This is a genomic window from Mesorhizobium sp. BHbdii (genome assembly GCF_053848045.1).
In genome coordinates, this window is sequence record NZ_JBSPKX010000005.1 from 452,771 (window position 1) to 479,140 (window position 26,370).

General features: G+C 63.6%; 27 protein-coding genes, 1 tRNA gene and 1 pseudogene. 18 read left to right on the forward strand and 11 right to left on the reverse strand.

Features of this window, described 5'->3' with window-relative positions; all coding sequences use genetic code 11:
- The first annotated feature begins 39 nt into the window (after nt 1-39).
- Nucleotides 40-321, forward strand: a complete 282-nt coding sequence (locus ACWTU8_RS25745; RefSeq protein WP_029349103.1) for a hypothetical protein — start codon at nt 40-42, stop codon at nt 319-321.
- 138 nt (nt 322-459) lie between these two features.
- Here the strand turns inward: ACWTU8_RS25745 and ACWTU8_RS25750 are convergent, their stop codons facing one another.
- Complete coding sequence (locus tag ACWTU8_RS25750; protein ID WP_455850361.1) at nt 460-2,034, reverse strand: alkaline phosphatase D family protein; 1,575 nt, start codon at nt 2,032-2,034, stop codon at nt 460-462.
- A 328-nt stretch (nt 2,035-2,362) separates the two neighbouring features.
- A complete protein-coding gene (locus ACWTU8_RS25755) occupies nt 2,363-3,646 on the reverse strand; it encodes an MFS transporter (RefSeq protein WP_455850362.1) in 1,284 nt (427 codons plus the stop codon).
- An 82-nt stretch (nt 3,647-3,728) separates the two neighbouring features.
- Here ACWTU8_RS25755 and ACWTU8_RS25760 point away from each other — a divergent pair, with 82 nt between their 5' ends.
- Both ACWTU8_RS25760 and ACWTU8_RS25765 read left to right on the forward strand, forming a co-directional pair.
- The gene (locus ACWTU8_RS25760) at nt 3,729-4,334 is read left to right on the forward strand and encodes a TetR/AcrR family transcriptional regulator (protein WP_029349107.1); all 606 of its coding nucleotides are present in this window, start codon (nt 3,729-3,731) and stop codon (nt 4,332-4,334) included.
- A 44-nt stretch (nt 4,335-4,378) separates the two neighbouring features.
- On the forward strand, nt 4,379-4,972 hold the full coding sequence (locus tag ACWTU8_RS25765) for a hypothetical protein (protein ID WP_127209421.1): 594 nt from the start codon (nt 4,379-4,381) through the stop codon (nt 4,970-4,972).
- 243 nt (nt 4,973-5,215) lie between these two features.
- Here the strand turns inward: ACWTU8_RS25765 and ppa are convergent, their stop codons facing one another.
- The 6 genes from ppa to ACWTU8_RS25795 all read right to left on the reverse strand — a co-directional run bounded on the left by ppa (nt 5,216) and on the right by ACWTU8_RS25795 (nt 9,777).
- Nucleotides 5,216-5,749, reverse strand: coding sequence for an inorganic diphosphatase (ppa, locus tag ACWTU8_RS25770; protein ID WP_029349108.1), 534 nt, complete (start codon nt 5,747-5,749; stop codon nt 5,216-5,218).
- A 114-nt stretch (nt 5,750-5,863) separates the two neighbouring features.
- Nucleotides 5,864-6,370 (reverse strand): N-acetyltransferase family protein, encoded by a 507-nt coding sequence (locus tag ACWTU8_RS25775; RefSeq protein ID WP_455840087.1) that lies wholly within the window; start codon nt 6,368-6,370, stop codon nt 5,864-5,866.
- 342 nt (nt 6,371-6,712) lie between these two features.
- On the reverse strand, nt 6,713-7,351 hold the full coding sequence (locus ACWTU8_RS25780; protein ID WP_455850363.1) for a TPM domain-containing protein: 639 nt from the start codon (nt 7,349-7,351) through the stop codon (nt 6,713-6,715).
- An 8-nt stretch (nt 7,352-7,359) separates the two neighbouring features.
- Nucleotides 7,360-8,241 carry a TPM domain-containing protein gene (locus ACWTU8_RS25785; RefSeq protein ID WP_455850364.1) on the reverse strand — a complete coding sequence of 294 codons (882 nt, stop codon included), beginning with the start codon at nt 8,239-8,241 and terminating at the stop codon, nt 7,360-7,362.
- A gap of 4 nt (nt 8,242-8,245) precedes the next feature.
- Nucleotides 8,246-9,043, reverse strand: coding sequence for a TPM domain-containing protein (locus ACWTU8_RS25790; protein ID WP_455850365.1), 798 nt, complete (start codon nt 9,041-9,043; stop codon nt 8,246-8,248).
- 89 nt (nt 9,044-9,132) lie between these two features.
- Entirely contained in the window at nt 9,133-9,777 is a 645-nt protein-coding gene (locus tag ACWTU8_RS25795; RefSeq protein WP_455850366.1) for a LemA family protein, read from the reverse strand.
- A 163-nt stretch (nt 9,778-9,940) separates the two neighbouring features.
- On the opposite strand from ACWTU8_RS25795, the gene ACWTU8_RS25800 reads away from it, so the two are divergent.
- From ACWTU8_RS25800 to ACWTU8_RS25825, 6 genes are all read left to right on the forward strand, one after another.
- Nucleotides 9,941-10,189, forward strand: a complete 249-nt coding sequence (locus tag ACWTU8_RS25800) for a hypothetical protein (protein ID WP_029349118.1) — start codon at nt 9,941-9,943, stop codon at nt 10,187-10,189.
- A gap of 7 nt (nt 10,190-10,196) precedes the next feature.
- Nucleotides 10,197-11,081, forward strand: a complete 885-nt coding sequence (gene pdxY / locus ACWTU8_RS25805; RefSeq protein ID WP_455850367.1) for a pyridoxal kinase PdxY — start codon at nt 10,197-10,199, stop codon at nt 11,079-11,081.
- Complete coding sequence (locus ACWTU8_RS25810; RefSeq protein WP_455850368.1) at nt 11,078-11,833, forward strand: DUF429 domain-containing protein; 756 nt, start codon at nt 11,078-11,080, stop codon at nt 11,831-11,833. The genes pdxY and ACWTU8_RS25810 overlap by 4 nt, the downstream gene beginning before the upstream one ends.
- A 169-nt stretch (nt 11,834-12,002) precedes the next feature.
- The gene (locus tag ACWTU8_RS25815; protein ID WP_127209427.1) at nt 12,003-12,647 is read left to right on the forward strand and encodes a carbonic anhydrase; all 645 of its coding nucleotides are present in this window, start codon (nt 12,003-12,005) and stop codon (nt 12,645-12,647) included.
- Between the two features lie 9 nt (nt 12,648-12,656).
- On the forward strand, nt 12,657-13,067 hold the full coding sequence (locus ACWTU8_RS25820; protein WP_455850369.1) for a nuclear transport factor 2 family protein: 411 nt from the start codon (nt 12,657-12,659) through the stop codon (nt 13,065-13,067).
- A 102-nt stretch (nt 13,068-13,169) separates the two neighbouring features.
- Nucleotides 13,170-15,224: a M3 family metallopeptidase gene (locus ACWTU8_RS25825; RefSeq protein ID WP_455850370.1), complete on the forward strand. Its 2,055-nt coding sequence runs from the start codon at nt 13,170-13,172 to the stop codon at nt 15,222-15,224.
- Between the two features lie 154 nt (nt 15,225-15,378).
- Here the strand turns inward: ACWTU8_RS25825 and ACWTU8_RS25830 are convergent, their stop codons facing one another.
- The gene (locus ACWTU8_RS25830) at nt 15,379-15,693 is read right to left on the reverse strand and encodes a DUF167 family protein (protein ID WP_455850371.1); all 315 of its coding nucleotides are present in this window, start codon (nt 15,691-15,693) and stop codon (nt 15,379-15,381) included.
- Between the two features lie 12 nt (nt 15,694-15,705).
- Nucleotides 15,706-15,996, reverse strand: coding sequence for a YggT family protein (locus ACWTU8_RS25835; RefSeq protein WP_023800489.1), 291 nt, complete (start codon nt 15,994-15,996; stop codon nt 15,706-15,708).
- 161 nt (nt 15,997-16,157) lie between these two features.
- Here ACWTU8_RS25835 and ACWTU8_RS25840 point away from each other — a divergent pair.
- Both ACWTU8_RS25840 and ACWTU8_RS25845 read left to right on the forward strand, forming a co-directional pair.
- Nucleotides 16,158-16,233 (forward strand) — tRNA-Ala (locus ACWTU8_RS25840).
- A 666-nt stretch (nt 16,234-16,899) separates the two neighbouring features.
- Nucleotides 16,900-17,880: a hypothetical protein gene (locus ACWTU8_RS25845; RefSeq protein ID WP_455850372.1), complete on the forward strand. Its 981-nt coding sequence runs from the start codon at nt 16,900-16,902 to the stop codon at nt 17,878-17,880.
- Nucleotides 17,881-18,691: 811 nt separating this feature from the next.
- Here the strand turns inward: ACWTU8_RS25845 and ACWTU8_RS25850 are convergent.
- Nucleotides 18,692-18,824 (reverse strand): annotated as a pseudogene (locus ACWTU8_RS25850) (gfo/Idh/MocA family oxidoreductase); the annotation flags it as partial.
- 116 nt (nt 18,825-18,940) lie between these two features.
- On the opposite strand from ACWTU8_RS25850, the gene ACWTU8_RS25855 reads away from it, so the two are divergent.
- The 7 genes from ACWTU8_RS25855 to ACWTU8_RS25885 all read left to right on the forward strand — a co-directional run bounded on the left by ACWTU8_RS25855 (nt 18,941) and on the right by ACWTU8_RS25885 (nt 25,791).
- The gene (locus tag ACWTU8_RS25855) at nt 18,941-19,723 is read left to right on the forward strand and encodes an SDR family oxidoreductase (RefSeq protein WP_455850373.1); all 783 of its coding nucleotides are present in this window, start codon (nt 18,941-18,943) and stop codon (nt 19,721-19,723) included.
- A 113-nt stretch (nt 19,724-19,836) separates the two neighbouring features.
- Nucleotides 19,837-20,019 carry a hypothetical protein gene (locus tag ACWTU8_RS25860; protein WP_455850374.1) on the forward strand — a complete coding sequence of 61 codons (183 nt, stop codon included), beginning with the start codon at nt 19,837-19,839 and terminating at the stop codon, nt 20,017-20,019.
- Nucleotides 20,016-20,930 carry a sugar phosphate isomerase/epimerase family protein gene (locus ACWTU8_RS25865; protein WP_455850375.1) on the forward strand — a complete coding sequence of 305 codons (915 nt, stop codon included), beginning with the start codon at nt 20,016-20,018 and terminating at the stop codon, nt 20,928-20,930. The genes ACWTU8_RS25860 and ACWTU8_RS25865 overlap by 4 nt, the downstream gene beginning before the upstream one ends.
- A gap of 45 nt (nt 20,931-20,975) precedes the next feature.
- Nucleotides 20,976-22,010, forward strand: a complete 1,035-nt coding sequence (locus tag ACWTU8_RS25870; protein ID WP_455850376.1) for an ABC transporter substrate-binding protein — start codon at nt 20,976-20,978, stop codon at nt 22,008-22,010.
- Between the two features lie 291 nt (nt 22,011-22,301).
- Entirely contained in the window at nt 22,302-23,840 is a 1,539-nt protein-coding gene (locus tag ACWTU8_RS25875) for a sugar ABC transporter ATP-binding protein (RefSeq protein WP_455850377.1), read from the forward strand.
- A complete protein-coding gene (locus ACWTU8_RS25880; protein ID WP_455850378.1) occupies nt 23,837-24,808 on the forward strand; it encodes an ABC transporter permease in 972 nt (323 codons plus the stop codon). The genes ACWTU8_RS25875 and ACWTU8_RS25880 overlap by 4 nt, the downstream gene beginning before the upstream one ends.
- Nucleotides 24,805-25,791: an ABC transporter permease gene (locus ACWTU8_RS25885; protein ID WP_455850379.1), complete on the forward strand. Its 987-nt coding sequence runs from the start codon at nt 24,805-24,807 to the stop codon at nt 25,789-25,791. Before ACWTU8_RS25880 ends, ACWTU8_RS25885 begins: the two co-directional genes overlap by 4 nt.
- Nucleotides 25,792-26,370: the final 579 nt, after the last annotated feature.

Here is a 26,370-nt window from a genome sequence, read left to right on the forward strand (position 1 = left end):
CAAAGCGGAACCTTTCGCGGTCGGGACAGTTCAAATTTCATGAGCAATACGGGCACCAGATACCGGCCAATCCTCGCATGGACGGCCCTCGCCGTTCTCCTCGCGGCAGGCGCGGCACAGTCGGCCGCGACGTCGAAGGAAACGCGGCCTGTCCTGCCGTCCGACACACGAGCGGCGGAGCAGTTATTTGCCGATGCTCCCGATGGCGTCGACCCGGTGGTGACCGGGCCGGTTAGCGCCGCCTTTAAGGAGAGGCAGGCGGCCGCCAACTGCGACAGCGCTGTGTGGCCCCAAATTCCGACCGTTTGCTATCCGGACTGACAACCGCCGACGGCGGCTGTCATCCCAGGGCGCAGCAGATCTCCGGAAGAATGCAACGGCGCTGGATGAAGTCGTTCTAATCACTCCGTCCTGCCCCTCCGTCCACCGGTTCCCGCCCATTGCGACGCTTCGACGCCTTCACGCCGACTGCACCGGATCGAGCGTGACCTTGTAGAGCTCGTTGTCGTCGCGATCCATCAGCCGCACCGTCATCTGTTCAGTGGCGCCATCGATATCGACGAGGCCGAAGAACTGCAGGCCGGCCGAGGGTGGCAGGTTCTGTCCCTGCTCGGCGGTTGGCGCCTTGATGAATTTCAGCTCCGGGCCGAAGGTCATGTCGAAATCATTGGGTCCATAGGTGCCGGCGTGAAGCGGACCCGAAACGAACTCCCAGAACGGATTGAAGTCCTGAAACTGCGCCTTATCAGGATTGTAGTAGTGCGCCGCCGTGTAGTGCACGTCAGCTGTAAGCCAGACGGTGTTGGTGACGCCAGCATTCTTAATATAGCGAAGGAGGTCGGCAATCTCCAACTCGCGGCCTTTGGCCGGACCATTGTCGCCATTGCTGATGGCCTCGGCGCCGGCTTTCTTGGTGGCGTCGTTCCAGACGACGAGACCGAGCGGCATGTCGGCGGCGATGATTTTCCAGGTCGCGTTGGAGTTTGCCAGTTCGCGCTTCAGCCATTTCATCTGCTGTTCGCCGAGGATGCGCGATTGCGGCGTCACCGTATCCTGCATGCCAGGACCATTGGAGCCACGATAGGAACGCATGTCGAGGAAGAACACGTCGAGCAGCGGCCCGTAGGCGATCTTGCGATAGACGCGGCCCGGTTCCGACGGCTCGTAGCGGATCGTCGTCATCTCGTGGAAGGCGCGTGCCGCGCGTGCCGCCAGCACATGGATGTTTTTTTCCGAGTAGCGGTCGTCGGCGCTCAGGTCCTTCGAATCCGACCAGTTGTTCACCACCTCGTGGTCGTCCCACTGGTAAAAGGTCGGGCAGATGGCGTTGAGCCCCAACACGTTCCTGTCCATCATGTTGTATTTCCACTGACCCCGGTACTCGTCCAGCGTCTCGGCAACCTTGCGCTTTTCGTCGATTAGGACGTTGTTCTTCCACTTGCTGCCACCGGAAAGATCGACCTCGTCCTTCATCGGGCCGTCGGCATAGATGGTGTCGCCGGAATGCAGGAAGAAGTCGGGCGTATGCTTGCCGATCGTGGCATAGGTCTTCATGCCGGTGTCGTCGATGCCCCAGCCCTGGCCGGCGGTATCGCCCGACCAGGCGAAGCGAATGTCGCGCTTCGAGGCCGGCGCCGTGCGGAAGCGGCCGACGATCGGCTCGGAGACGGCGTTGATGTCGGCGAGATCGGCCGCGATCATGCGGTAGAAGATGTCCTGGTCGGAGGCGAGATCGGTGAGCAGCCGCTTTATCGTGTAATCGCTGGCCGGCGACGTATCGAGCGGCGCAAGACGGGCGGCGTTGGCGAAATTTTCCGTTGACGACACTTCGAACATCACGCGCGAAGGGCGGTCGGTGCGAGTCCACACCACGCCGCTGGTTGCGTCGACATCGCCCGACTGGATGCCATGGGTGAAGGCGGGCCGCTGACTGGCGCGCGAATAATAGGGAAGCGCGAGGCCCGATACGCCGACGAGGCCGGCGGCGCTCACGGACGTGACGAAGGCTCGCCGGGTCATCGAAATCTTGTTCATGGCTGTCTCCTGGATGGCGTTGAACGTCGCCGCCAAGGTCCAGCCTCAATGTTTCAGGTACATCTCGAAACGATGAAGGTTTCGTTACAACCAACAGACTGGCGAATCTCTCTCTTGAGGGTCTCTTGAGAGGGAGATGTCGCCAGAGGCGACAGAGGGTCGCCAGAGGCGACAGAGGGTCGCCAGAGGCGACAGAGGGGGGTCGTCTCGCGTGGAGCACCGACCACCTGCGTCTGCGATAAGGCGCCGAGCCTGGTCGGACCGACCCCTCTGGCCGCTTCGCGGCCATCTCCCCCCAAGGGGGAGATTAGCGCTCAGCCGTCACAACTCAAGCCGCCTGCGGTTCCGGCTCGAAGGCTGGACGGCTGGTGTTGATCAACAGCGAGATGCAGGCTGCGGCTATCGCCGTCATGCCGGCTATGAGGAAGGCAAGCTCGTAATTGCCTTGCAATTCACGCATAGTGCCGCCGAAGAAGGCGGCAGCCGCAGCGCCCACCTGATGGCCCGCGACGATCCAGCCGAAGACGATCGGCCCGCTGCGGTCGCCGAACGCCTCGTTCGACAGCCTGAGCGTCGGCGGCACGGTGGCGATCCAGTCCAACCCGTAGAGCACGGCGAAGATGATAAGACTGGTCGACGAGAAGCCGGAATAAGGCAGATAGATCAGCGACAGGCCGCGGATGCCATAATAGACGCCGAGCAGCTTGCGCGGGTCGAAGCGGTCGGTGAGCCAACCCGACAGCGTCGTGCCGATCAGATCGAAAATGCCCATCAGCGACAGCAGGCCGGCGGCTTGCACCTGACCGATACCCATGTCGCCGCAAAACGCGATCAGGTGCGTGCCGACCAGTCCGTTGGTGGTAAAGCCGCAGATGAAGAAGGTGGCGAACAGATACCAGAACACGCGGGTGCCGGCGGCACGGCGCAGCGTGCTGAGTGTGTGCGTGAGGAAATTGCCCTGCGAGGCCGGCGGAACCGGCGGCACGTCGTCGGCCTCAGCGCCGTAACGCACCATGCCGATCGAGGCTGGACGCTCAGGCACCAGCAGCCAGACCAGCGGCACGAGGCAGGCGGTGGCGACCGCAATGGCGATGGCGACAGGCTTCCAGCCGCCCGACTGGGCGAGCGCCGCGAGCAGCGGCAGGAACACCAGCAGGCCGGTGGCGGCGGAGGCCGACATCAGTCCCATCACCAGGCCGCGATTGGTCTTGAACCAGCGATTGACGATGGTGGCGCCGAGCACCGTGGCGACCGCGCCGGAACCGACGCCGGAGAATACGCCCCAGGTGAGAAGCAGGTGCCACGGCTCGGTCATCAACAGGCTGAGCGCCGTCGAGCCCGACATCAACACCAGCGACGCCAGCAGCGTACGGCGCAGTCCGATCCGTTCCATCAGTGCCGCGGCAAACGGCCCGGTCAGGCCGTAGAGGAAGATGCCGATGGCCGCGGCGAGCGAAACGACATCGCGCCGCCAGCCGAAACTCTCCTCCAGCGGCAGCATCATGACGGCCGGCGCCGACCGCAGGCCCGCCGCGATCAGGAGGCAGAGGAAAATGACGGCGACCACGACGAAAGCGTAGCGCTGGCCAAACGGACGGGATTGAGCTATCATGTTACTGACCGGTACGTTGCAATTGCACCGAGGTATACGTACCGATCGGTAACATTGTCAAGCAGGCAACGGCACATCCTAGATGAAAAGCATTGAACCAAGGATCAAAGCGGATGAATTGGCACAGCCCCGCGCCGGCGAAAAAATCCTTCGCGTTGCCCGCGACCTGTTCTACCGGCAAGGCATCAGGGCGATCGGCGTCGACGAGATCGTGCGGCGTGCCGGCGTCACCAAACCCAGCCTCTATCGCAGCTTTCCCTCCAAGGACGAATTGGCCGCGTCCTATCTCCGGCAATACGACCTCGAGTTCTGGGCCCGCTTCGACGAGGCGGTGGCTGCCCATCCCGGCGATCCGCGCGCGCAGATCGCTGCCTTCCTGACACGCATCGGCAAGCGCACGCAAAAGCCAGACTATCGCGGCTGCGGCATGACCAATGCGGCCGTCGAATATCCCGAGCACGGCCACCCGGCCCGCGTGGTGAGTGAGGCCAACAAGCAGGAATTGCGACGACGCCTGCGCGCCATGGCGGCGGCAATGGGTGCCGGCGACGCCGATACGCTGGGCGACGGGCTGCTGCTTCTGATCGAAGGCGCCTATATCAGCGGCCAGCTGTTCGGTGCCGGCGGACCGGCGAAGTCTGTAGCCCGGAACGCGGACCTGCTGATCGAAGCGAGCTTGAAGAAATAGCGTTTAACGATACCGTGCGGCAGCCCGAAACGGAGTTGTCCGCGATGCGTAGCCTTTTGATGATCCCGCTTGCCCTTGCCGGCCTCTGCCAGGCTGCCCAGGCCGGCGACATTTCCAGCGCCTACACCGATCTCGACTGGAAGAAGGACTGCGTGACCTACGCGCAAGCGCAAGAAGGCGAAGGCGACTGGGCCAGTCTTGCCTGTTCGGGCTATCGCGGCTACCCGGTGCTGATCGCCTACGACGATGCCCGGGAATCGCTGTTCTACGGTTTTCCGCCCAGCGACATGACCACGGTCTGGGAAAGTTTCATCGCCTTCAATTCGGCTGCACCCAAACTCGAGTGGCGCATCGAGACGAACGGCGATCTTGCCATTCCTTTCGCGGTCATCCACCGTCGCTCGATCAGCAATCCCGAGGGGGAGAACAAACCAACCGACGTGCTGATCGTCGCCAAGGTCGCCCAGCCGGAGAACTATGAGGGCTGCACCGTCGGCCTGGTGCTGGCCACCGGCAATCCGGCCGCCAATGATGAGGCGCGAAAACTCGCCGATGAGAAGGCACGCACCTTTGCCTGCGGCAAAGACAAGCGCGTGGTGATCGGCAACGCACCCGATTTCGGCCGTGTCGATAACTGACTTCGTCATCCCTGGGCGGAGCGCGCGAAGCGGAGCGCAGACCCAGGGATCCATTCCGTGACATCAACCGAAGTGCGCAGCGGACCAGAATTCTGCACTGTTGCGGCGCATTGACGTCACGCCATGGATCCAGGGGTCTGCGCTACGTCGATACGCTCCTTGCTCCGCCCGAGGATGACGAAGCTGAGGGGCTTCAGCCAACCTCAACCGGCGACAGCCCATTCGGTCAACTTCAGGCTTCGGCTACTTGCTTGCCTTAGCCCGCTCGATCGCCTCGATGATCATCTTCTTGGCATAGGCGGCGTCGTGCCAGCCCTCGATCTTGACCCATTTGCCGGGTTCGAGATCCTTGTAGTGCTCGAAGAAGTGCTGCACCTGCTGGCGGGTGATGTCGGGCAGGTGCGTGTATTCGGTGACGTTCTCGTAGCGCAGCGTCAGCTTGGGCGAAGGCACCGCGATGATCTTTTCGTCCAAACCGGAATTGTCCTCCATCACCAGCACGCCGATCGGCCGCACATTGATGACGCAGCCCGGCACCAGCGCGCGCGTGTTGCAGACCAGCACGTCGATCGGGTCGCCGTCACCTGACAGCGTGTGCGGCACGAAGCCGTAATTGCCGGGATAGCGCATCGAGGTGTGCAGGAAGCGGTCGACGAACAGCGTGCCGGCCTCCTTGTCCATCTCGTACTTGATCGGCTCGCCACCGATCGGCACCTCGATGATGACGTTGATGTCCTCCGGCGGGTTCTTTCCGATGGCAATGGCTTCGATACGCATGGCTTTTGTCCCTCTTTCGATAGGAGACCGATAGCGGGCAGCGGCGCATGGTGCAATGCGGCGAATGGTACTGAAAGCAGCTGAGGGGGTGTTAGCGAGAGGCGTGTCGAGCCGTCATTCCCAGACGAAGGCGACCTTCTTCAGCGCCTTCTGCTCGAAGACCTCGACGCCCTCGGCGACGTCGCGGCCGCCGGCGCCAGCATAGAAGGCGAGCGCGTTCTGATTGTCTTCCAGCGCCCACACCACCATGCCTTTCAGGCCATGATCCGCCAGTCGCGCCCGTGCGGCCGAGAATAGCCGGCTGCCGAGCCCGATGCCCTGGTATTCCGGGCGCACGTAAAGTTCGTAAATCTCGCCCTGCTGCTTGAGCTCGCGGGCGCGGTTCTTGCCGATCGTGGCGTAGCCGGCGACCTTGCCGCCGATCTCGATAACCAGAACGGTGGCGGCACGGCGGATGGCGTTCGCCCACCAGTCGGCGCCGCGGCGGTTGATCATCGATGTCAGGGTGCGATGCGGGATGATGCCGGAGTAGGCGCCGCGCCAGGCCAGCAGGTGCACGTCGGCGATGGCGCTTGCGTCGCGCGGCTCGGCTTTCCTGATGTCGATACTCAGCGTCTTCATGATTGGTTAACCATAAACCCGCATCGCCCGATTGCAAGAGTCCGGTCACCGGCTCCCAAGCTTTCGCACAGACGATAGACGTGCCTGCGACACGAAAGAGCCTGTCTGAAAACGCGCTCTGCCGAGGCGAATGGCGCGGTTTTCGAGAACCGAAGCGCAGCGGACATTAGAGCGCCGCGCGTCCAATTGGACGCGCATAGGACGCTCTAACGCTTTCAATTGCGCATGATCCTTTTCCCGAAACCGATCTCGGTTTCCGGGGTCATGCGCTGGGTCCGTGAGCATCGGAAGCGCAGAAAATCGCGTCAGGCGTCCGGCAGAGTAGCGTTTGCAGGCAGGCTCTTAGATCTCGACCAGATGGTCGTCCAGCTCGTTGCTGTCGCCGGTAGAAACCGGGAAATGCTCGGCCAGCACCGCGCCCGTCGCTTCGATTGCCTTGATGAAGCCGTCGGCGAGACGATCGTCGCCAGCATGCGCGGTAAGGTCGCGGACGACGCTGTCCCAGACATCCTGGCCGACACGGCTGTCGATGCCGCTGTCGGCGATCACTTCGGCGTAGTGCTCGGCAATCGAAACGAACACCAGCACGCCGGTGCGCGCCGTGGTGCGGTGGACGTTGCGGGCGAGGAACTGCTTTATCGCATTGGCATGCGCGGCTTGGTAGCGCAGCCGCCTCGGCACCAGGTAGATGCGCAAGCCGGGCACCGCCCACAACAGGACAAGCACCGAGACCATCGCGAGAAGCTGCGCGATGACGAAATGCGGCACGCGGATCGACAGCCACCATGCTTCCAGCCCGTAGCTGACGGCGAGGCTGACGACGAGCATGGCCAGCGTCGCCATAAAGGCCGCCGGAAAGAAATAGCCGTCGCTGGTATAGGCCACGACGCAGTAGATTTCGCCGTCGGTCTTTGATTCGGCGGCGCGGATCGCTTTGGCGATGCGGTCATGATCCCCGGGGCTGATCGGTCGTGTTGCCATGTTGTGTCTCACCAGCTTCCTGAAGAACCGCCACCACCGGACGAGCCGCCGCCGCCCGAAAACCCGCCGCCGCCACCGCCCGACGACCAGCCGCCACCGGAACGGCCCGACGACCAGCCGCTGCCGGTGCCGGTTGTCCAGACGCCGCCCGAGGACGCGGAACCCGACCTTTGGCCATAGCGGAATGTCATGCCCAGCCATTTATACACGCCCGGCGACAGCTTTGTGCCGAAGATCGGCGGCAGGAATGCCATCGCCAGGCCGCCTATGAACAGCATCGCCCACACGATGATGAACAGCGCGACAATGGGATCGACAGAATTGCTGTCGGCCGGATTGCGGGTGCCGCGCGCCTCCAGCTCTTCCGGATTGCCTTGCAGCACCATGACCATGTCGTCGACGGCCTTGGCTATGCCGCCGGAGAAGTCGCCGGCGCGGAATGCGGGCACCATGTCGTTTTCGATGATCAACCTCGTGTGCAGGTCGGTCAGCGTGCCTTCCAGCCCGTAGCCGACCTCGATGCGCATCTTGCGGTCGTTCTTGGCGACCAGCAAAAGCACGCCATTGTCCTCGCCGGCCTGGCCGAGCTTCCAGGCGCGAAACAGACGATTGGCGTAGGGCTCGATCTCCTCGCCGTCGAGGCTAGGAACCGTCGCGACGACGATCTGGTCAGAGCTCTTGGCTTCGAAATCCGCAAGCTTCCGGGTCAGCGCCGCCTCGGTCGCGGCATCGATGATATCGGCATTATCGACAACCCGCCCGGTCAGAACAGGCAATTCGGCGGCGAGAGCGGTGAAGCCGACCAGCAGCACCGCCATGGCCGCCAAAGCAGCGCCGACCGTCGCGGCAAAATGGCCGGAACCTGGGGGACAGATGGCGCGTCTTGTCATGTCGTCACCAGCTTCCCGATGAGCCGCCGCCGCCGGACGAGCCACCGCCGCCGGAAAAGCCGCCGCCGCCTGAACCCGACGACCATCCCCCGCCAGAACTTCCCGACCAGCCGCCGGAAGACCGCCGGTTCGGCTCGAAGGTCATGCCCAGCCACCGATAGCGGCCAGGACCGAGTTTCCGGCCGAAGATCGGTGGCAGGATGGAGGCGGCGATGCTGCCGAAGAAGATGGTCGCCCAGATGCTTATGAAGATCGCAAAGAACAGATCGTCGGTGTTGAATGGCGGCTGCTGGTTGCGTTCGCCGCGCGCTTCCAGCTCTTCCGGATTGCCTTGCAGCACCATGACCATGTCGTCGACGGCCTTGGCTATGCCGCCGGAGAAGTCGCCGGCGCGGAATGCGGGCACCATGTCGTTTTCGATGATCAACCTCGTGTGCAGGTCGGTCAGCGTGCCTTCCAGCCCGTAGCCGACCTCGATGCGCATCTTGCGGTCGTTCTTGGCGACCAGCAAAAGCACGCCATTGTCCTCGCCGGCCTGGCCGAGCTTCCAGGCGCGAAACAGACGATTGGCGTAGGGCTCGATCTCCTCGCCGTCGAGGCTAGGAACCGTCGCGACGACGATCTGGTCAGAGCTCTTGGCTTCGAAATCCGCAAGCTTCCGGGTCAGCGCCGCCTCGGTCGCGGCATCGATGATATCGGCATTATCGACAACCCGCCCGGTCAGAACAGGCAATTCGGCGGCGAGAGCGGTGAGGGGGAGGAAGAGCGTCAGGAAAAAAAGGCCGAGAAGGAAGCGCAGCAATGAAGGGTTTGCATTCCTTCGCGCCCCCCTCTGTCCTGCGGTCCGTCTCGTCGCAAGGATTAGCACTACGAGGACTTAGGCTTCGCTGATCACCCACCCTGCGTCGTGTTCGTGCCGAAATCGACCTTCGGCGTCTGCATCTTGTCTTCCTCGATGGTGAAGTTCGCGAACGGCTGATTGCCGCGGAACCACAGGGTGGCCCAAATCACCGAAGGGAACGTCCGCAGCGTCAGATTGTACTCCCGCACCGCCTCGATATAGTCGCGGCGGGCGACCGCGATGCGGTTCTCGGTGCCTTCGAGCTGGGCCTGTAGCGCCAGAAAATTCTGGTTGGCCTTGAGGTCGGGATAATTCTCCACCACTGCCAGCAACCGCGACAGCGCGCTGGTCAGCCCGGCTTGACTGTCCTGGAATCTCTTGACGGCTTCCGGATCGCTCAGCGTTTCGGGCGTCACCGTCACTTGCGTCGCCTTGGCGCGCGCCTCGACCACGGCATCGAGCGTATCCTTCTCGTGCGCGGCATAGCCCTTGACCGTCTCGACCAGGTTGGGGATGAGATCGGCGCGGCGTTGGTACTGGTTCAGCACCTGGCTCCATGCGGCCTTGGCGCTTTCCTCCGCCGTCGGGATGGTGTTGTAGCCACAGCCGGCAAGCAGCGGCAGCACGATCGTCATCATCAGCAAGGCAGGCAGATTGCGGAAGAAGGAAGGGGAGGAAAGACGCTGAGCAAGCATGGAAAGATCCCTCAATATGACTGGCAGCCGAAGGAGTACCACAATCCGCGTGCAAGAACATGACCTCCGCCTGGGAGCCTTGCTGGTTCTTTATCATTCACTGCCAGGCCCTGTAATTGGCCGGGCGAACAGTTTAAAGTCGCCGCGAAATCAGGGCATCGCCATGGCGGAACGCCAGGACAGTGACGACGAATCGCGCCGCATCATCGAGCGCGTGGCACGTGAAACCGACCCGGGCGGCACCTCGTTCATGGCGCGGACCGCGAAGGGCGCGCGCGATCACGTCACTGCTGCAGACGCCGACCAGTCGGACCCGATCGAATATTGGGGCACGCGCATTGGCCGGGCGCTAGGACTCGTTATTGCCATTGGCCTGTTGATCTGGCTCGTGCTTTTCATCAGCCAAAGTTAGGAACCTCGTGAGCACCGAAGAACACGACGCGCCGCGCGCGGTCATCGTCATTTCCAGCCATGTTGCGCGCGGTTCGGTCGGCAACCGCGCCGCGGTCTTTGCGCTGGAGACGCTGGGCTTTCCGGTGTGGGCGGTGCCGACCGTCATCCTGCCCTGGCATCCGGGCCATGGACGGGCGACGCGCATCCTGCCGCCGCTCGATCAATTCAAGGCGCTGATGGCCGATCTCGAGCGCGCGCCATGGCTGGGCGAGGTCGGCGCGGTGCTGTCCGGCTACCTCGGCGAAGGCGGCCAGGCCGACGCCGTCGCCTCGCTGGTCGGCGCGGTCAAGGCGAAGACGCCGGACTCCGTCTATATCTGCGACCCGGTGATGGGCGATTCGGGCGGGCTCTATGTGCCGGAGACCACCGCCATTGCCATGCGCGACCGGCTGATGCCGATCGCCGACATCGCCACGCCAAACCGCTACGAGCTGGAATGGATGGCGGGAGCGCCGCTGCCCGATCTCAAGGCGGTGATGGCAGCCGCCCTTGATGCCGGGCCGTCGACCATGCTGGTCACTTCGGCGCCGGCGATGATGGCCGGCGGTACCGGCAATCTGCTGCTCGACGGCATTCAGGCGCTGCTCGCCGAACATCGCCTCATCGAAAAGCCGCCCAATGGGCTCGGCGACCTGACGGCGGCCGTCTATCTGGCGCGCATCCTGTCCGGCCAGCCGGCGGTCAAGGCACTGCAATCGACCACGGCGGCGGTCTACGAAATCCTGGCGCGCACCGCCAAGCGCGGCGGCGACGAATTGCAGCTCGAAACCGACGCGCAGAGCCTGTCGCACCCGATGGCGATGGTGCAACTTCGCCATCTCCTGCATCCGGGGCGGGACAAAAGAGCGTGACTGTTGTCGGCGTCGACGGCTGCAAGGCCGGCTGGATCGCCGTTCGCCGCGATCCGGGCGCAATGCCCTCGGCGGCCGTTTTTCCAAGCTTCGCAGCACTGCTCGACGCATTGCCGGCCGATGCGACAGTCGCCGTCGACATGCCGATCGGCCTGCCCGAGCTGTCGCAAAAGGGCGGCCGTGGGCCCGAAGCGCTGGTGCGGCCGTTGCTTGGTAACAGGCAATCCAGCGTCTTCGCCATCCCCTCGCGTGCGGCGCTTTACGCCTATACGGATGGCTTCACCACGATCGAGGCCTGGTATGCCGCGCATCGCCAGGCAAGCGAAGTGGCGAAGGCGACCTCCGATCCGCCGCGTGGCGTCTCGATCCAGGCCTTCGGCATCTTTGCCAAGATCCGCGAGATCGATGCCGTACTGATCGCGCGTCCCGAACTGCGCAGCCGCGTGTTCGAATCGCATCCGGAGGTCGCCTTCTGCCGACTGAATAGCGATCAGGCAATGTGCCTGCCGAAGAAGATCAAGGGCGTCATCAACCCGGCCGGCATGGCGGAACGCAAGGCGCTGCTTTGCCAGCACGGCTATACCAGGGACTTTTTAGACCGGACGCCGCCGCGAGGCGCTGCTGCCGACGACTTTGTCGACGCCGCAGCGATGATGCTGATTGCCGGCCGTATCGCCAGCGGCGAGGCAAAGCCGTTTCCGGATCCGCCGCTCGCCGACCGTTTTGGCATCCCTGTGGCGATCTGGGCATGACAACCTGGCTTGCAAGGACATGACCTCACCAGGCCAAGGCTTGTTTGCTGCATGCCTGTTGCAGCCAGTCCTCTGCGATTCGGCATTGCCCGCGACCGGCTTTTGCCGCTAGAGCCTTCCTGACTTAAAAGAGCTGCCGCCTAACCCGGAAAGGCTCCAGACGCCGCCCATGCCTCATCTCCCTGACCATCTGCTCACCGGCTACCGCAATTTCATGAGCGGCCGGTACCTCGCCGAAAGCGGACGCTATCGCTCGCTCGCTCGCGAGGGCCAGTCCCCCGAAACGATGATCGTTGCTTGCTGCGACTCCCGCGCGGCTCCCGAGGCGATCTTCGACGCTGGCCCCGGCGAACTCTTCGTGCTGCGCAATGTCGGCAATCTGGTGCCGCCCTATGCGCCCGACGACCAGTTCCACTCGACCTCGGCGGCGCTCGAATTCGCCGTGCAGAGCCTCAAGGTGAAGAACATCGTGGTCATGGGCCATGGCCGCTGCGGCGGCATCCGCGCCGCACTCGACAGTACGGCCGCGCCCCTGTCGCCCGGCGACTTCATCGGCAAGTGGATGAGCCTGATTGCGCCGGCGGCCGAGACCGTGTCCTCCAGCACCTTCATGACGGCGGCGGAGCGCCAGACCGCGCTGGAACGCATCTCGATCCGCTATTCGATCGCTAATCTCAGGACCTTTCCTTGCGTCTCGATCCTGGAAGGCAAGGGACGGCTGTCGCTGCATGGCGCCTGGTTCGACATCTCGACCGGCGAGCTCTGGGTGATGAACAAGGACACCGGTGACTTCGAGCGGCCGGAGATCACATAGGAGGGTTGCATGGCATGCCGTTCGATCGCCTTCGCCACAACGGCGCTACTGTTTTCCGTCATGTCCGCTCGCGCCGACGACGGCGCGCTCATCGGCCGCTGGTATGCGGCGCTGCTGGTCGCCGATCGCGCCGAACTGTCGGACCTGCTTGCCGACGACGTCCGGATAAAACTCGACGATCTCGGCGTCGTCCAGACCAAGCAGGAATTCATCGCCTCGATCGACGACTGGCAAGGCGCTGTCGCCGGGGCTGAAATCCGGCATCGGATCGAGAAGACCGAGGGTGGCGTCACCACGGTGATCGCCTGCTATGATTTCCCCAACAACGACGCGCTGATGCAGGAAACCTTCGCGATCGCCGACAACCGCATCACCGCCAGTTCGCAGGCGGCGATCGCGGAAAACTGCGACGCCTATTGAGCGGTTACCGATATTGCGTACGGCAAGCCAGCGCCTTACATCGGTGATGATCTCGCCCTGCCTCTACAGCCACTCAGCGAAAGCCCCTCACTCAGCGAAAGATTGCCCATGCCGTCCGCCGTCGACCTCGCCGCCCATCCGCTGACCATCTGGCAAGGGCCGCTCGGCCTGCCCGATTTCACCCGCATTGGCGACGGCGATTTTTCTGGGGTTTTCGATGCGGCATTGAAGGCGCATGAGGCCGAGATCGAGGCAATATCAGGCAATGCCGAGGCGCCGACCGTCGAGAATACGCTTGCAGCACTGGAGCTTGGCGGCGAGGCGCTCGACCATGTCTCGTCGATCTTCTGGTGCCGGGCCGGCGCCCACACCAACGAGGCGATCCAGGCGCTGGAGCGCGACATCTCGCCAAAGATGTCGCGGCATTTCTCGGCGATCTCGATGAACGAAAGGCTGTTTGCCCGCATCGACGATCTCTATCAGCGCCGGGAAACCCTAAAGCTCGATGCCGAGACGCTGCGGGTGCTGGAAAAGACCTGGAAAGGCTTCGTCCGCTCCGGCGCCAGGCGCGACGCGGACGGCAAGAAGCGGCTAGCGGCGATCAATGAGGAACTGTCGTCGCTCGGCACCACGTTCGGGCAAAACCTGCTTGCCGACGAGCGCGCCTGGGCGCTGTTCCTCGACGAGGCCGACCTTGTCGGCCTGCCGGAATTCCTGAAAAGCGCGATGGCGGAGGCTGCCGAAATGCGCGGCCAGAAAGGCCGCTACGCGGTCACCCTGTCGCGCTCGATCTACGAGCCGTTCTCGACCTTCTCCGAGCGCCGCGACCTGCGCGAGATCGCCTTCCGCGCGTTCACCATGCGTGGCCAGAATGGCGGCGCCACCGACAACACCGCCGTGGTGCGCGACATGCTGCGCCTGCGCGCCGAAAAGGCGAAGCTGCTCGGCTACGCTTCCTTCGCGGCGCTGAAGCTCGACGATACCATGGCAAAGACGCCGGAGGCGGTGCATATGCTGCTCGACCCGGTCTGGGAAAAAGCCTTGGGAAAGGCCGCAAGGGACCAGGCGGAGTTGCAGCGGTTGGCGGCCGAGGCCGGCAGCAACGAAAAATTCGCCGCCTGGGACTGGCGCTTCTATCAGGAGAAGCTTCGCGCCGAGAAATTTGCCTTCGACGAGGCCGAACTGAAGCCTTATCTGCAACTCGACCGCATCATCGATGCCTGTTTCGACGTGGCGACACGATTGTTCGGCATCACCTTCGAGGAGAAGAAAGGCATCGCCACCTGGCATCCGGACGCACGCGTTTTCGTCGTCAGGAATGCCGACGGCAGCGAGCGCGGACTCTTTCTTGCCGACTATTTCGCGCGGCCCTCCAAACGCTCCGGCGCCTGGATGAGCGCGCTGAAATCCGGCTATAAGCTCGGCCATGGCTCCAAGCCGGTCATCTACAACATCATGAATTTCGCCAAGCCGCCGGAGGGCGAGGCAGCACTGTTGTCGGTCGACGAAGCCAAGACCCTGTTCCACGAATTCGGTCATGCCCTGCACGGCATGCTGACCGACGTCACCTGGCCGTCGGTTTCGGGCACCTCGGTCAGCCGCGATTTCGTCGAATTGCCCTCGCAACTCTACGAGCACTGGCTGACCGTGCCGGCGGTGCTGGAAAAGCATGCGCTGCATGTGAAGACTGGCAAGCCGATGCCGAAGGCGCTGGTCGACAAGATGCTGGCGGCGCGCACCTTCGGCGCCGGCTTCGCCACGGTCGAGTTCACCGCGTCGGCGCTGGTCGACATGGCCTACCATGCGCGGCCGGATGCAGCGGAGGAGCCGCTTCGTTTCGAAGCCGAAACGCTCGAGAGGCTCAACATGCCCGACACCATCGCCATGCGCCATCGCACCCCGCATTTCGGCCACATTTTTGCCGGCGACGGCTATTCGGCCGGCTATTATTCCTACATGTGGTCGGAGGTGCTAGACGCCGACGCCTTCGCCGCTTTCGAGGAGACCGGCGACCCGTTCAATCCGGCGCTGGCCGAGCGGCTCAGGAAGAACATCTATGCCGCCGGCGGTTCGAAGGACCCGGAAGAGCTCTACACCGCCTTCCGCGGCAAGATGCCGTCGCCCGAAGCGATGATGGTCAAGCGCGGCTTGGTGTAGAGACTAGCTCCGCGATAGAGTGATTTTGACAGGTCGGATGCCGATCGGCTCCCGACAAGTCAACATAACTGTGTCGCGGAACTGGCCCATCTATCCAGGATTGCTTGGCAGCGTCGTTTGATGGCTTCAGCGTTCGTTGAGTCCGACTGGCGCCTCAAGCGCTGCTGAGCGCCACGATGCCTCTCGCCAGCGCCGCCGGATCGCCGAGCACGCGCAGCATCTTCAACCGGGCCGTGCCGCCGACGACGACCGAGACGGCCGATCGCGGCACTCCCAGCGCCTTGGCGACCAGCCGTTCGAGCGCTTGCTTGGCGGCGCCGTTTTCCGGTAGGGCGCGGACGCGAGCCTTCAGATGGCTTCGCCCGTCCGCCGAGATCTCGATGCCTTCGAGCCGGTCCATCGCCGTTTTCGGCGTCAGCCGAACGAACATTTCGACGCCGTCGTCGCGCAGGCGAAACGGCGCAGTCATCGAACGACCAGCTCAGACGACCAGCGGCGCCACCGTGGTGAGCAGGAACTGCCGGAGGAAGAACAGGATCAGAAGCAGGATGATCGGCGAAATGTCGATGCCGCCGAGATCGGGCAAGAAGCGGCGGATCGGCCGCAACGCCGGCTCGGTCAGCCGGAAGAGCATGTTGCTGACGCTATCGACGAACTGGTTGCGCGAGTTGACGACGTTGAAGGCGTAGAGCCAAGAGAAAATCGCCGAAGCGATGATAATCCACCAATAAATGTCAAGCGCCAGGACAATGGTCTGAATGAGGGCTATCATGCCGGTCTCCAATTGTTGCCGACATGTAGCCATTGCAGGCGAAAGCGGCAAGAGCCAGCTTCCGCGGCACGCCAGGCTGGTGGCTGGTCGTCCGGCTTTTGGGCAAAACGCCGTCTTGACAGGAAACCGCCGCGCCCGATAAATGCGCCCATCCGCTGGACGGGGCTGTAGCTCAGCTGGGAGAGCGCGTCGTTCGCAATGACGAGGTCAGGAGTTCGATCCTCCTCAGCTCCACCAGCGGGATATCATAACCGATTGAACTAGCAATTGCTTTTCGCGGCAGATTTTGGCGTCGCCACTTCCATCCCTATTTCAGCTGTTCGTGCCCGGCCAAATTGGCCTCTCCTAGGTCGGGAAAAGAATGCCTACCGAAAGCCAGTTGCCGAAACGGTATTCTCTCCAGCTGTTATGCCGCTGTTTTCAGCGCGAAAGGCATCATCAAGGCCCGCTGAATTCCCAGTGTTCCTCCACTGTTCTCAGCGGTGATGGCGCCGAGGCTTCAGCTGCATGTCCAACTGTTCCGCACTGTTTCAGTTGGCTGTCGCGCAGGCAAATCCCCACTGTTCGGCCACTGTTCTCAAGGGTCTGGCCCGTTGCAAGCCGGCCTCTGCGCCAGGGCACGCGGGGATCGGCGCGTCGCGTCATCACAATGAAGGGCGACATTCGCAGGCGTGTACGTGATCATCCTGTCCGGAGGGGGAAAATAGGGAACACCGCGGATGGCACGCGGATGGCAGCAGTCGGTCTTCACAGATGCCCCGGTGATTCCACCTTTGGTTGTGCTGGAAGGGGCGAAAGGCAGCTACGGCGCAGAGAACCTTTACCGCGAAGGTGTCTGCCAGCCGGACTGTGGCAAGTGCCCTGTCCCGCCAGCTAGCCGTTGATCTTGAGGAGTCTCTCATCATGAAGATCTCGTCCAGATTTCGTGCAGTCGCGGTTGGCGTCATCGTCGCCGCGGGAGTCGGCATTGCCAGCGCCGCGCAACTCAAGGAGGGTGTGCAAACGCCGCCCGGCGAGCATGAAGTGGCTTTACGCCGCGAACTGGCCGCAGCACGAGCGGAGCTAGAAATTATGCAGCGCGCGGTACGTGACGCAAGCGCCCAGGCACACGCATTGGCAACCACGGTGGCTAAGCAGGCAGCACAAACCCTGAAAGAGCAGCAGCAAATAGACGAAGCGCTGGAGACGGCGCAGCGCGTTATCGAAGACTTTAGGGCCGAAGCCATTCTCTGGGACCGCGAGCGGGCAGCCGGAGCGCACCCCTCCATGGAAGCCTCTCAGCTTGCTGTGAAGCGAGCGCTTGATGAGGAGAGGCGCAAGGTTGAACTGTTGCAACAAGAACTCACCACGGCTCGCCAAACTATCGACGCTCTTAAGACAGACGCAAACCTGGCCGCCGTGGAGAAGACCAACGCCATAAAGGACCGATCGATGGCCGAGACCGCTCTAAAGCAAGCTGGAGAAGCACTCGAACTGGAACGCGAACGAGCAGATTCAGCTGTACGCGACCTCGATATTGTCCGCCAGGAACGCGACGCTTCAAAGCAGGTCTCGGCAGAGTTGAGTGCGGCGCTGGAACAAGAGCGTGAAAGGGCTATCGATCTTGCCCGCAGCCTCAGTGCCGCGCGTAAGGCAATTGACCTCGTGAAGGATAAACGTCGCACTGCGGCTGTGGAGCGCGCGCCGAAAGCCCGTAACCCCGCGAGTGGACTTGGGAATACATCATCGCGTTCGGACGGCCAAACAGCCGGTAAACCGCGCTTGCAGGAAAAACGGAAAGTGAAGGTCCAAAAGTCGCCGCAACCTGTTCTGCGGGCAACCATCGCTCTTCCCGCCGCATTGCTCCCAACGCGACCACCGAAAAAGCTCAACCTGCGCCAGTAGAAAGACTAGGGAGCGTACGCCGCAGAGGAGTATGATGATGAAAAAGTACATCGAGGCCGCGTTGACGATCGGGATCGCAATCGGGCCTGCCTCGGCTCAAGACGCAGGCATCGGCGGTAAGGTCGGCGGTCTCGGAGTCGGTGGTGGAGTGAGCGCCGGTTCGCAAGGCGGATCTGTGGGGGCGGGCGCGAGCGTCGGCGGTGTAGGGGTCGGTGCTGGAGCGAGCGCCGGTTCGCAAGGCGCATCTGTAGGGGCGGGCGCGAGCGTCGGCGGTCTCGGGGTCGGTGCTGGCGTGAGCGCCGGTTCGCAAGGCGCATCTGTGGGGGCGGGCACGAGCATCGGCGGTGCGAGTGGAGCAAACGTTGGAGCTTCGGTCGGCGCAGGTAAGGGCACTCCCGGTAGTCCGGCCGCAGTTACCACAACCACTGCCCCTGCCAAGACCGCCGGGCAATCGATCGTCCTGCCACCCGTCCTCATGCCTTCTAAAGCTGGTGAGGGTGACTCCACCAAGGGGTATCCCTTTCGATCTGTTGGATCGCTGAAAGCGAAACCCGGTACGCCAGCTGCGGTCGTGCAAGCCTGCCGCGCGGCGATCATGTCCGCCGCGACGCCGCTTGGCGCCGTCCGTGTCCACGCGGCAAGCGCAGGTGCCTTGCGTCAACGTCGAGGCGCCCTCACGGCGCCGATCGAGGTGCGAATAGACTACGCGAGACAAGGCGGCATCGAAGTTCGGCGGGCGCGAGTCGGCTGTCTCCTCGATGCGGCAGGCAGGGTCACCGCAGTGATATAGCACCAAGCCTGTCAGGCACTTTTCGGGATCCGAGGACAATGCGCCGGCAACCAGCGCAATCTGGTCGTCGAGGCGCATGGCCAGCCGGTGCACGGCGCCGATAAAGGCGTTGCGGCTGCCACGCACCATGCCGACCCCGCAAGCATTCACGCATGGATCCGTCAGCAATTGCGTAAGACCATGGTTTGAAAACCCCCTCCTGAAGATTGACTATCGGGAATTGGCGTTCCCTATTCTGGAAAAGATGGAAACTTTGTTCCGGGAGGAGGAATGGAGCTTCGGCTGGAAGGCAAGGTGGTGCTGGTCACCGGCGCGACGCAGGGCATTGGCCGGGCGATCGCCGAGACGCTCGCCCGTTCTGGGGCCGGCGGCCTGCTGGTCACCGGCCGCGAACCCGTGCGTGGCAACGACGTGGCGACGGCGCTCTCCCAGGCAGGCACGCCAACCACATTCGTTGCCGCCGATCTGGCTGATACCACGGCGCCGGCGCGGCTGGTGGACGAATGTATCAGCCGCTTCGGACGCATCGACGCGCTGGTCAACGCCGCCGGCCTGACCAACCGCGCCTCGTTTCTCGATGCCGACCTCGACGATTGGGCGGCGCTGTTCGCCGTCAATGCGCGGGCGCCGTTCTTTCTAATGCAGGCAGCCATCACGCAGATGCGCAAGCAGGGTCAAGGCGGCGCCATTGTCAACATCCTGTCGATCAACGCGCATTGCGGCTCGCCCGAACTAGCCGTCTATTCCGCCACAAAGGGCGCGCTCGCTACGCTGACCCGCAACGCCGCCAATGCGCATCGTTTCGACCGCATCCGCGTCAACGGCATCAATGTCGGCTGGACCGACACCCCGGCCGAGCGCATCATGCAGGCCGAGACGCTCGGGCACGGCCCGGGTTGGATCGACGCCGCCAACGCGTCGCAGCCTTTCGGGCGCCTGCTGGCCGCCGACGAGGTGGCGAACCTCGCGGTCTTCCTGCTCTCCGACGCCTCCGGGCCGATGACCGGCGCCCTGATCGACCAGGAGCAATGGGTCGTAGGGGCGAACCGGTGAAGGCTGCTGTCGCAGCTCTCGAGCAATCGGCCCGGCACTGCTTAGCCGGCTTCCTTCCCCGGGGTCCAAAAACCGTCTTACGACCGGACGGCGCTGGCCCCGCAGGAGATAGCGTGGCGGACTGGATCGCCATCAACGATTTCCGCACGGCTGTCACAGCCGGTCTCGACGGCCTGCTCTGCGACGATCCGATGGCATTCGTCAGACAGCTTTGCGCATTGCCGACCAGTCGCACGGTTGAAGCGGACCGCACAATCGGCATAGTAGGTCGCCACGACCAGGGGAGAGCAATATGAAGCTCGGACTGCTCACCGCACCGTTTGCCGATACCCCCCTCGCCGATGTCGCCGACTGGGCAAGTTCTGCCGGCTTCGAGGCGCTGGAGATCGCCTGCTGGCCGAAATCCTCCGGCGCCGCCCGGCGCTATGCCGGCACCAGCCATATCGACGCCGCCTCGACCTCGGCCTCGCAGGCGAAGGAAATCGCGGCCGCACTGACGGAAAACAAGCTGTCGATCTCGGGCCTCGGTTTCTACCCCAATCCGCTGCATCCCGATGCCGCCCACCGCAAGACCGTCATCGACCATCTGAAGAAGGTGATCGTGCTGGCGAGCCATATGGGCGTTCCGCTGGTCAACACCTTCTGCGGCGGCGACGCTGCAAAAACCATCGACGCCAACTGGCAAGAGGCACTGACAGTCTGGTCCGATATCATCGCCCATGCGCGCGACAACGGCGTCAAGCTGGCATTTGAGAACTGCCCGATGATCTTCAGCTATGACGAGTGGCCGGGCGGGCACAACATCGCCTATTCGCCTTATATCTGGCGCCGCATCCTCGAGGCGTGGGGCGGCGACGTCGGCATGAACTTCGACCCGTCGCATCTGGTCTGGCAGATGATCGACCAGGCCCGCTTCATCAAAGAATTCGGTCCGCACATGCTGCATGTTCATGCCAAGGACCTGATGATCGATCATGATGGACTTTACGAGCGCGGTATTCTCTCGGCCGGCATGGGCTGGCAAGTGCCGCGCATGCCGGGGCTTGGCGATGTCGACTGGAATGTGATCTTCTCCGGCCTTTACCGGGCCGGCTACGACGGGCCCATCATCATCGAGCACGAGGACCGGCGGTTTGAGGGGAGCGATGAAAGCCTCAAGCGCGGCTTTCTGCTGGCCCGCGACATGCTGCGCCCCTTCGTGAAATGAGCCCCTTTTCGAACTGAAACGAGATCAATGTGGAGGAAGACTGGAATGAAAAAATATCTGGCAATGGTCCCGCTGCTTGCCGGCGCGGCGTTTCTGGCTTCGGTGGGCGTCTCGTCCGCTGAAGCCAAATACACGATCGGCGTTTCCAACACGGTGCAAGGCAATGGCTGGCGCGAGGAAATGATCTGCGCCATCAAAGCGCAGGCGCTCGCCTCCGGCGAACTCACGAAACTGAACATCGCCCATCGCAACACCGACGCCGCCGGCCAGCTCGAGGACATCCGCAACCTGATCAGCGCCAAGGTCAACGCCATCGTCGTCAACCCGGCCGATCCGGCCGGCATCAAGTCAGCCCTCGAAGAAGCCACCAAGGCCGGTATCGTCGTCGTCGCCGTCGACCAGGCGGTCACCGAACCCTCGGCCTATATTATCTCCAACAACCAGGAGCAGTACGCCTATCTCGGCGCCAAATGGCTGTTCCAGCAGATCGGCGGCAAGGGCGACGTCGTCTATATGCGCGGTGCCGCCGGCGCCTCGGCCGACAGCGATCGCGACAAGGGTTTTAAGAAGGCGCTTGCCGAATTCCCCGATGTGAAGGTCGTGCATGAGGTCTTCACCGGCTGGCAGCAGGATCAGGGCAAGCAGCAGATCCTCGATTTCATCGCCACCGGATCGCCCTTCAACGGCATCTGGACCTCGGGCATCGACAATGTGATCGTCGACGCGCTGGTCGAGTCGCAGACGCCGCTGGTGCCGGTGGTCGGCGCCGACAATGCCGGCTTCGTCGGCCAGCTGAACTCGGTCGAAGGCCTTGTCGGCGCGGCGGTGACCAATCCCGGTTCGATCGGCGGTGCCGGCGTGACGCTGGCTCTGCAGATCCTGAACGGCAAGAAGCCGGCGGAGCAGACCGTGCTGGTCGAGCCGCAGCTTTGGGAGAACGCCATCGAAGAGGGCAAGGCCAAGCTGAAGAGCGTAGCCGATCCGTCGCTGAGCCCGGAATGGCCGGTCTCGATCTCCATTCCGGAGTGGACCACCTACACCAAGGACCAGATCATCGCCTGCAAGGGCCCGGGCGAGTAAATATGGGCTTTCGCTGCAGACCATGACCGTTTCCAACTTGTGCGGAGACGGTCAATTGCCGAGGTTGACGCCGCCCCTCTCGCCCTGCCGGGCACTTCTCCCCGTATAGTGACGGGGAGAAGGGGGCCGGCCGCAACTCCGGCGCTCTTCCTGCGACGGTGATGATTGGCGAAACCGGCGATGACAGCGCCCTCTCCCCGTCTCTATACGGGGAGAGGATCCCGGCAGGCAGGTGAGGGGCGGCGCCAGCGCGAAATGATTTTAGCCGGCATAAATCGAGAGCAAAGCGATTTGACTACAAACCCCCTCCTGGACGCCACCGGCGTCGTGAAGACCTACGGCGCAGTGGTGGCGCTGCGCAACGCGTCGCTGTCGGTCCTGCCGGGTGAGGTTCACGCCCTGATGGGCGCCAATGGCGCCGGCAAATCGACGCTCGTCAAGATCCTGACCGGCGCCATCCGCGCCGATGCCGGGCATATCCTGATCCGCGGCGAAGCCCGCGACGTGCGCTCGCCCGCCGATGCGCGCCGCGCCGGCCTGCTTCCCGTCTATCAGGAACCGTCGCTCATCCCCGATCTCGACGTCGCCTCCAACCTTCGCCTGACCGACACGCCGGTCGAGCCGTTCCGCGCCTGGGTGCGCGAACTCGGCATTCCCGACCTCGACATCCGCGAGACTGCGCGCGACATCCCGCTTGCCGTGCTGCGCGTGCTCGATCTGGCGCGGGCTTTGGCGGTCGAGCCCGACGTTTTGCTGCTCGACGAGATGACCGCGGCACTGCCGGCAAACCTGGCCGAAAAGGTGCTCGAAGTCGTGCGCAGCCAGGGCGACAGCGGCCGTTCGGTGATCTTCATTTCCCACCGCTTTGTCGAGATTTCGGCGCTTTGCGACCGCGCCACGGTGCTTCGCGACGGCGAGACCGTCGGCGTCGTCGACATCGAGCCGGGCGTCGAGGAGCGCATCGTCGAGATGATGCTCGGCGCCAGGATCGAGAAAACACGCGTGGCGGCGCGCCAGGCGAGCCAGGCCGCTTCGCCTGGGGATAGCCGCCCGCGCCTCGGCGTGGCGAACCTTCGTGTCGGCACCAAGCTCAACGACGTCTCGTTTGATCTGGCCAACGGCGAGGTCGCGGGCATCGTCGCGCTCGAGGGCCAAGGCCAGGACGAGCTCTTCGCCGCGTTGGCCGGCTCCATCCGCCCGTCCGGCGGCACGATCGAGGTGGACGGGAAGCCGGTGAAATTCGCGCATCCGGCCGATGCGATCCGCGCCGGCATCGCCTATGTGCCCGGCGACCGCACCGAAGCCCTGACCATGCAGCGCTCGGTGCGCGAAAACATCGCGCTCCCCTTCAGCGCCGCCTTGCGCAACTGGGGACCGATCAACATGGCGCAGGAACGCTCCAGGGTTGTCAGTGCGATCGAGCGGCTGCAGATCGACACACGTGCCCAGCGCGAGGTGCAGCGCCTGTCCGGCGGCAACCAGCAGAAGGTGACGATCGCCCGCTGGATCGCCGCTGAAGCACAGACCATCCTCTGCTTCGACCCGACGCGCGGCATCGATGTCGGCACCAAGCAGGAGATCTACAAGCTGCTGCGCGAACTCGCCGACCAGGGCAAGTCGGTGCTGTTCTATACATCCGAACTCGAGGAGGTGCAGCGTGTCTGCGATCGCGTCATCGTCATCTTTGGGGGGCGCGTCGTCGATGTCTTCCCCGTCGAACTCGCCGACGAGCCGGCACTGATGCGCGCCGCCTATGGCTTGCCGCGCGGCGCCAAGGAGGACGTCGGCATCCTTGCCGATATCCACTCGAGCCCGGTGGCGAAACCTTGACCCGCCTCGTCCGCCGTCAGGGCTGGGTCGCCGGCCTGCTTGTCCTGTTCGTGGTCCTGTTTGTGATCACCAGGCTCATCCAGCCGGGCTATGGCAGCGGCGATTTCGGCTCGCTGGTGCGCGCGGTGCTGCCTTACGCCTTTGCCGTCGCCGCCCAGACGATTGTCGTCATCGCCGGCGGCATCGATCTTTCCGTCGGCGCCATGATGGCGCTGACCAGTGTCACCGCTGCATCGATGATGGATGGCGCCAGCGAGGAATACGCACTTTTCGTCGTGCCGTTCGTGCTGGCCATGGGACTGGTGCTGGGCGCCGTCAACGGCATGCTGATCGTCGTCACCCGCGTGCCCGATATCGTCGTCACGCTGGCCACCCTCTTCGTTCTGCAGGGCGCGGCGCTGCTGGTCCTCGGTGCGCCCGGCGGCTCGGTGGCCGAATGGCTGCGGGCGACCATCGTCGGGACAGTCCCGATCCCGGGGCTGCCCGGGATTTCTGCCTGGATACCGAAGGCGCTGGTGCTGCTTGTCGTCTGCCTCTGCATCATCTGGATACCGCTCAAGCGCTCAAAACTCGGCCTTTCGATCTACGCCATCGGCAGCAGCGAGCTCGCGGCATTTCGCAGCGGCGTGCCTGTCGCGCGCACCAGGATCATCGCCTATGCTCTGTCGGGGCTTTTCGCTGCCATGGGCGGGCTGGCGCTGACCATGAGCACAGGCATCGGCGCCCCCATTCCCGGCCCTTATCTTCTTGCCAGCGTGGCGGCGGTCGTGCTCGGAGGCGTCGCACTTGGCGGCGGCAAGGGCGGATTGCTCGGCCCGATCGTCGCGGTCTTCGTGCTGCGGCTGGTACGCACCGACCTGACGCTGCTGGCCATCGATCCCAACGTCACCGCGATCATCGAGGGCGCGATCATGGTCGCCGTCGTCATGTTCGGCGCCTTCATCACAATGCGGAGCCGCCCATCATGAGCAATGCCGCCACGGTCTCTCAACCCGTACCCTTCGGCCGCCGCCTCAAGCGGTTCATGGCCGACCGGCCGCTGATCCCGCTGATCATCCTGCTGGTCATGCTGGTGATGATCCTGCAGATCCTGCGTCCCGGCATCGTCAATGAGCGGTGGCTCGCCAACACCGTGAAGTTCGCCATCCCGCTGGCGATTCTTGCCGGCTGCCAGACCATGACCATGCTGACCGGCGGCATCGACCTGTCGGTCGGTACGGTAGCGACGATGAGCGCCTTCATCATGGCGACGCAGGTCGTCAATCACGACCCGGCGGTGGCGATCCTCATCGCATTGGTGCCGGCAGTGCTGATCGGCCTGGTCAACGGCATCGGTGTCGGCGTCTTTCGCGTGCACCCACTGATCATGACGCTCGGCACCAGCCTGATCGGCACCGGCTGTCTGCAGGTCTATCAGCGCACCGTCATCGCTTCGGGCGCCAAGATCCCGCCCTTCCTGGCCTGGCTCGGCACCGGCCTCACCTATGGCGTGCCCAATGCGCTGCTGCTGTTCGTGCCCATCGCCGTCCTCATCGTCTTCACCTTGCGCCGCACCGGCTTTGGCCGCCTGCTTTACGCAGTCGGCGACAATGAAGGAGCAGCACGCCTGTCCGGCGTCCGCTACTGGCAAGTCATCACAGCGCTCTACGTCATCTCGAGCGTGCTCGCCGGCATTACCGGGCTGCTCTATATCGGCCTGATCAAGGCGCCGTCGCTGTCGCTGGCCGAACCGCTGGTGCTGCCTTCGGTGGCCGCCGCCGTGATCGGCGGCACCTCGATCTTCGGCGGCCGCGGCGGCTACACCGGCACCATCATCGGGGCGCTGATCCTCACCGTGCTGACGACACTGCTGACCATCCTGCAAATGCCCGAAGGCGCGCGGCGGATTCTGTTTGGGCTGATCGTGCTATTTGTGACGGCGGCTTATTTGCGGATTATCGAGGATCGGTAGGGGGCGTTGAGACGTACGGCTGCTCTTGCACCGAAGGCGACTTATGTCTGTCGGAATGCGAATGGCCGCTTTGCGCCTCAATCTCAGCCGTTCGTCGACGCTCAGCTCGATCCCGAGTCCCGCCGTTCGCCCAGTCGTTATGATGGGCTCGAGTCAATACCGTGCAATCCAATGGGTTGGCGGCTATCCGCCGGCATGATCCCGTCGGAAGAGCGAATTCGAACCAACGGCCGCTCGATGAACAGTCGAGATCTCTACCGGTGAGCTCGCGGGGAGCTGCTGACACCAAACTCAGCTTAATTTCGGATGGGGCTAAAGGCATTTGCCGAATATGGCGGCGCCGTCGCATCTTTCTGCTTGCCGCCCTATTTCACCAAGGACGGGGCCGCCGGAATGAAGGCCAGCTTTCGGGGCCCGGCAAGGAACCGGTCAGCGACTGACATCGGGTCGTTGCCGGAATGCCGCCGTCGAGGAACGAGAAGGCACTGGCTGGGTGTTGATGGCCACATCGGGAGGTGAACCCATGGAACCGCGCGCCAAGGAACAGGAGAACCTTTCCCGACTCGAACGGGCCGCGCA

What these genes read in the sequence shown, in the direction of transcription:
- ACWTU8_RS25885 (WP_455850379.1), top strand. Translation starts at nt 24,805, where the DNA reads ATGAGCAATGCCGCCACGGTCTCTCAACCCGTACCCTTCGGCCGCCGC.
- ACWTU8_RS25800 (WP_029349118.1), top strand. Translation starts at nt 9,941, where the DNA reads ATGGCGGAACGCCAGGACAGTGACGACGAATCGCGCCGCATCATCGAG.
- ACWTU8_RS25780 (WP_455850363.1), bottom strand. Translation starts at nt 7,351, where the DNA reads ATGGCAACACGACCGATCAGCCCCGGGGATCATGACCGCATCGCCAAA.
- ACWTU8_RS25815 (WP_127209427.1), top strand. Translation starts at nt 12,003, where the DNA reads ATGCCTCATCTCCCTGACCATCTGCTCACCGGCTACCGCAATTTCATG.
- ACWTU8_RS25795 (WP_455850366.1), bottom strand. Translation starts at nt 9,777, where the DNA reads ATGCTTGCTCAGCGTCTTTCCTCCCCTTCCTTCTTCCGCAATCTGCCT.
- ACWTU8_RS25845 (WP_455850372.1), top strand. Translation starts at nt 16,900, where the DNA reads ATGAAGATCTCGTCCAGATTTCGTGCAGTCGCGGTTGGCGTCATCGTC.
- ACWTU8_RS25750 (WP_455850361.1), bottom strand. Translation starts at nt 2,034, where the DNA reads ATGAACAAGATTTCGATGACCCGGCGAGCCTTCGTCACGTCCGTGAGC.
- ACWTU8_RS25865 (WP_455850375.1), top strand. Translation starts at nt 20,016, where the DNA reads ATGAAGCTCGGACTGCTCACCGCACCGTTTGCCGATACCCCCCTCGCC.
- ACWTU8_RS25745 (WP_029349103.1), top strand. Translation starts at nt 40, where the DNA reads ATGAGCAATACGGGCACCAGATACCGGCCAATCCTCGCATGGACGGCC.
- ACWTU8_RS25855 (WP_455850373.1), top strand. Translation starts at nt 18,941, where the DNA reads ATGGAGCTTCGGCTGGAAGGCAAGGTGGTGCTGGTCACCGGCGCGACG.
- ACWTU8_RS25765 (WP_127209421.1), top strand. Translation starts at nt 4,379, where the DNA reads ATGCGTAGCCTTTTGATGATCCCGCTTGCCCTTGCCGGCCTCTGCCAG.
- ACWTU8_RS25755 (WP_455850362.1), bottom strand. Translation starts at nt 3,646, where the DNA reads ATGATAGCTCAATCCCGTCCGTTTGGCCAGCGCTACGCTTTCGTCGTG.
- ACWTU8_RS25760 (WP_029349107.1), top strand. Translation starts at nt 3,729, where the DNA reads ATGAAAAGCATTGAACCAAGGATCAAAGCGGATGAATTGGCACAGCCC.
- ACWTU8_RS25835 (WP_023800489.1), bottom strand. Translation starts at nt 15,996, where the DNA reads ATGATAGCCCTCATTCAGACCATTGTCCTGGCGCTTGACATTTATTGG.
- ACWTU8_RS25820 (WP_455850369.1), top strand. Translation starts at nt 12,657, where the DNA reads ATGGCATGCCGTTCGATCGCCTTCGCCACAACGGCGCTACTGTTTTCC.
- ppa (WP_029349108.1), bottom strand. Translation starts at nt 5,749, where the DNA reads ATGCGTATCGAAGCCATTGCCATCGGAAAGAACCCGCCGGAGGACATC.
- ACWTU8_RS25870 (WP_455850376.1), top strand. Translation starts at nt 20,976, where the DNA reads ATGAAAAAATATCTGGCAATGGTCCCGCTGCTTGCCGGCGCGGCGTTT.
- ACWTU8_RS25775 (WP_455840087.1), bottom strand. Translation starts at nt 6,370, where the DNA reads ATGAAGACGCTGAGTATCGACATCAGGAAAGCCGAGCCGCGCGACGCA.
- ACWTU8_RS25830 (WP_455850371.1), bottom strand. Translation starts at nt 15,693, where the DNA reads ATGACTGCGCCGTTTCGCCTGCGCGACGACGGCGTCGAAATGTTCGTT.
- ACWTU8_RS25785 (WP_455850364.1), bottom strand. Translation starts at nt 8,241, where the DNA reads ATGACAAGACGCGCCATCTGTCCCCCAGGTTCCGGCCATTTTGCCGCG.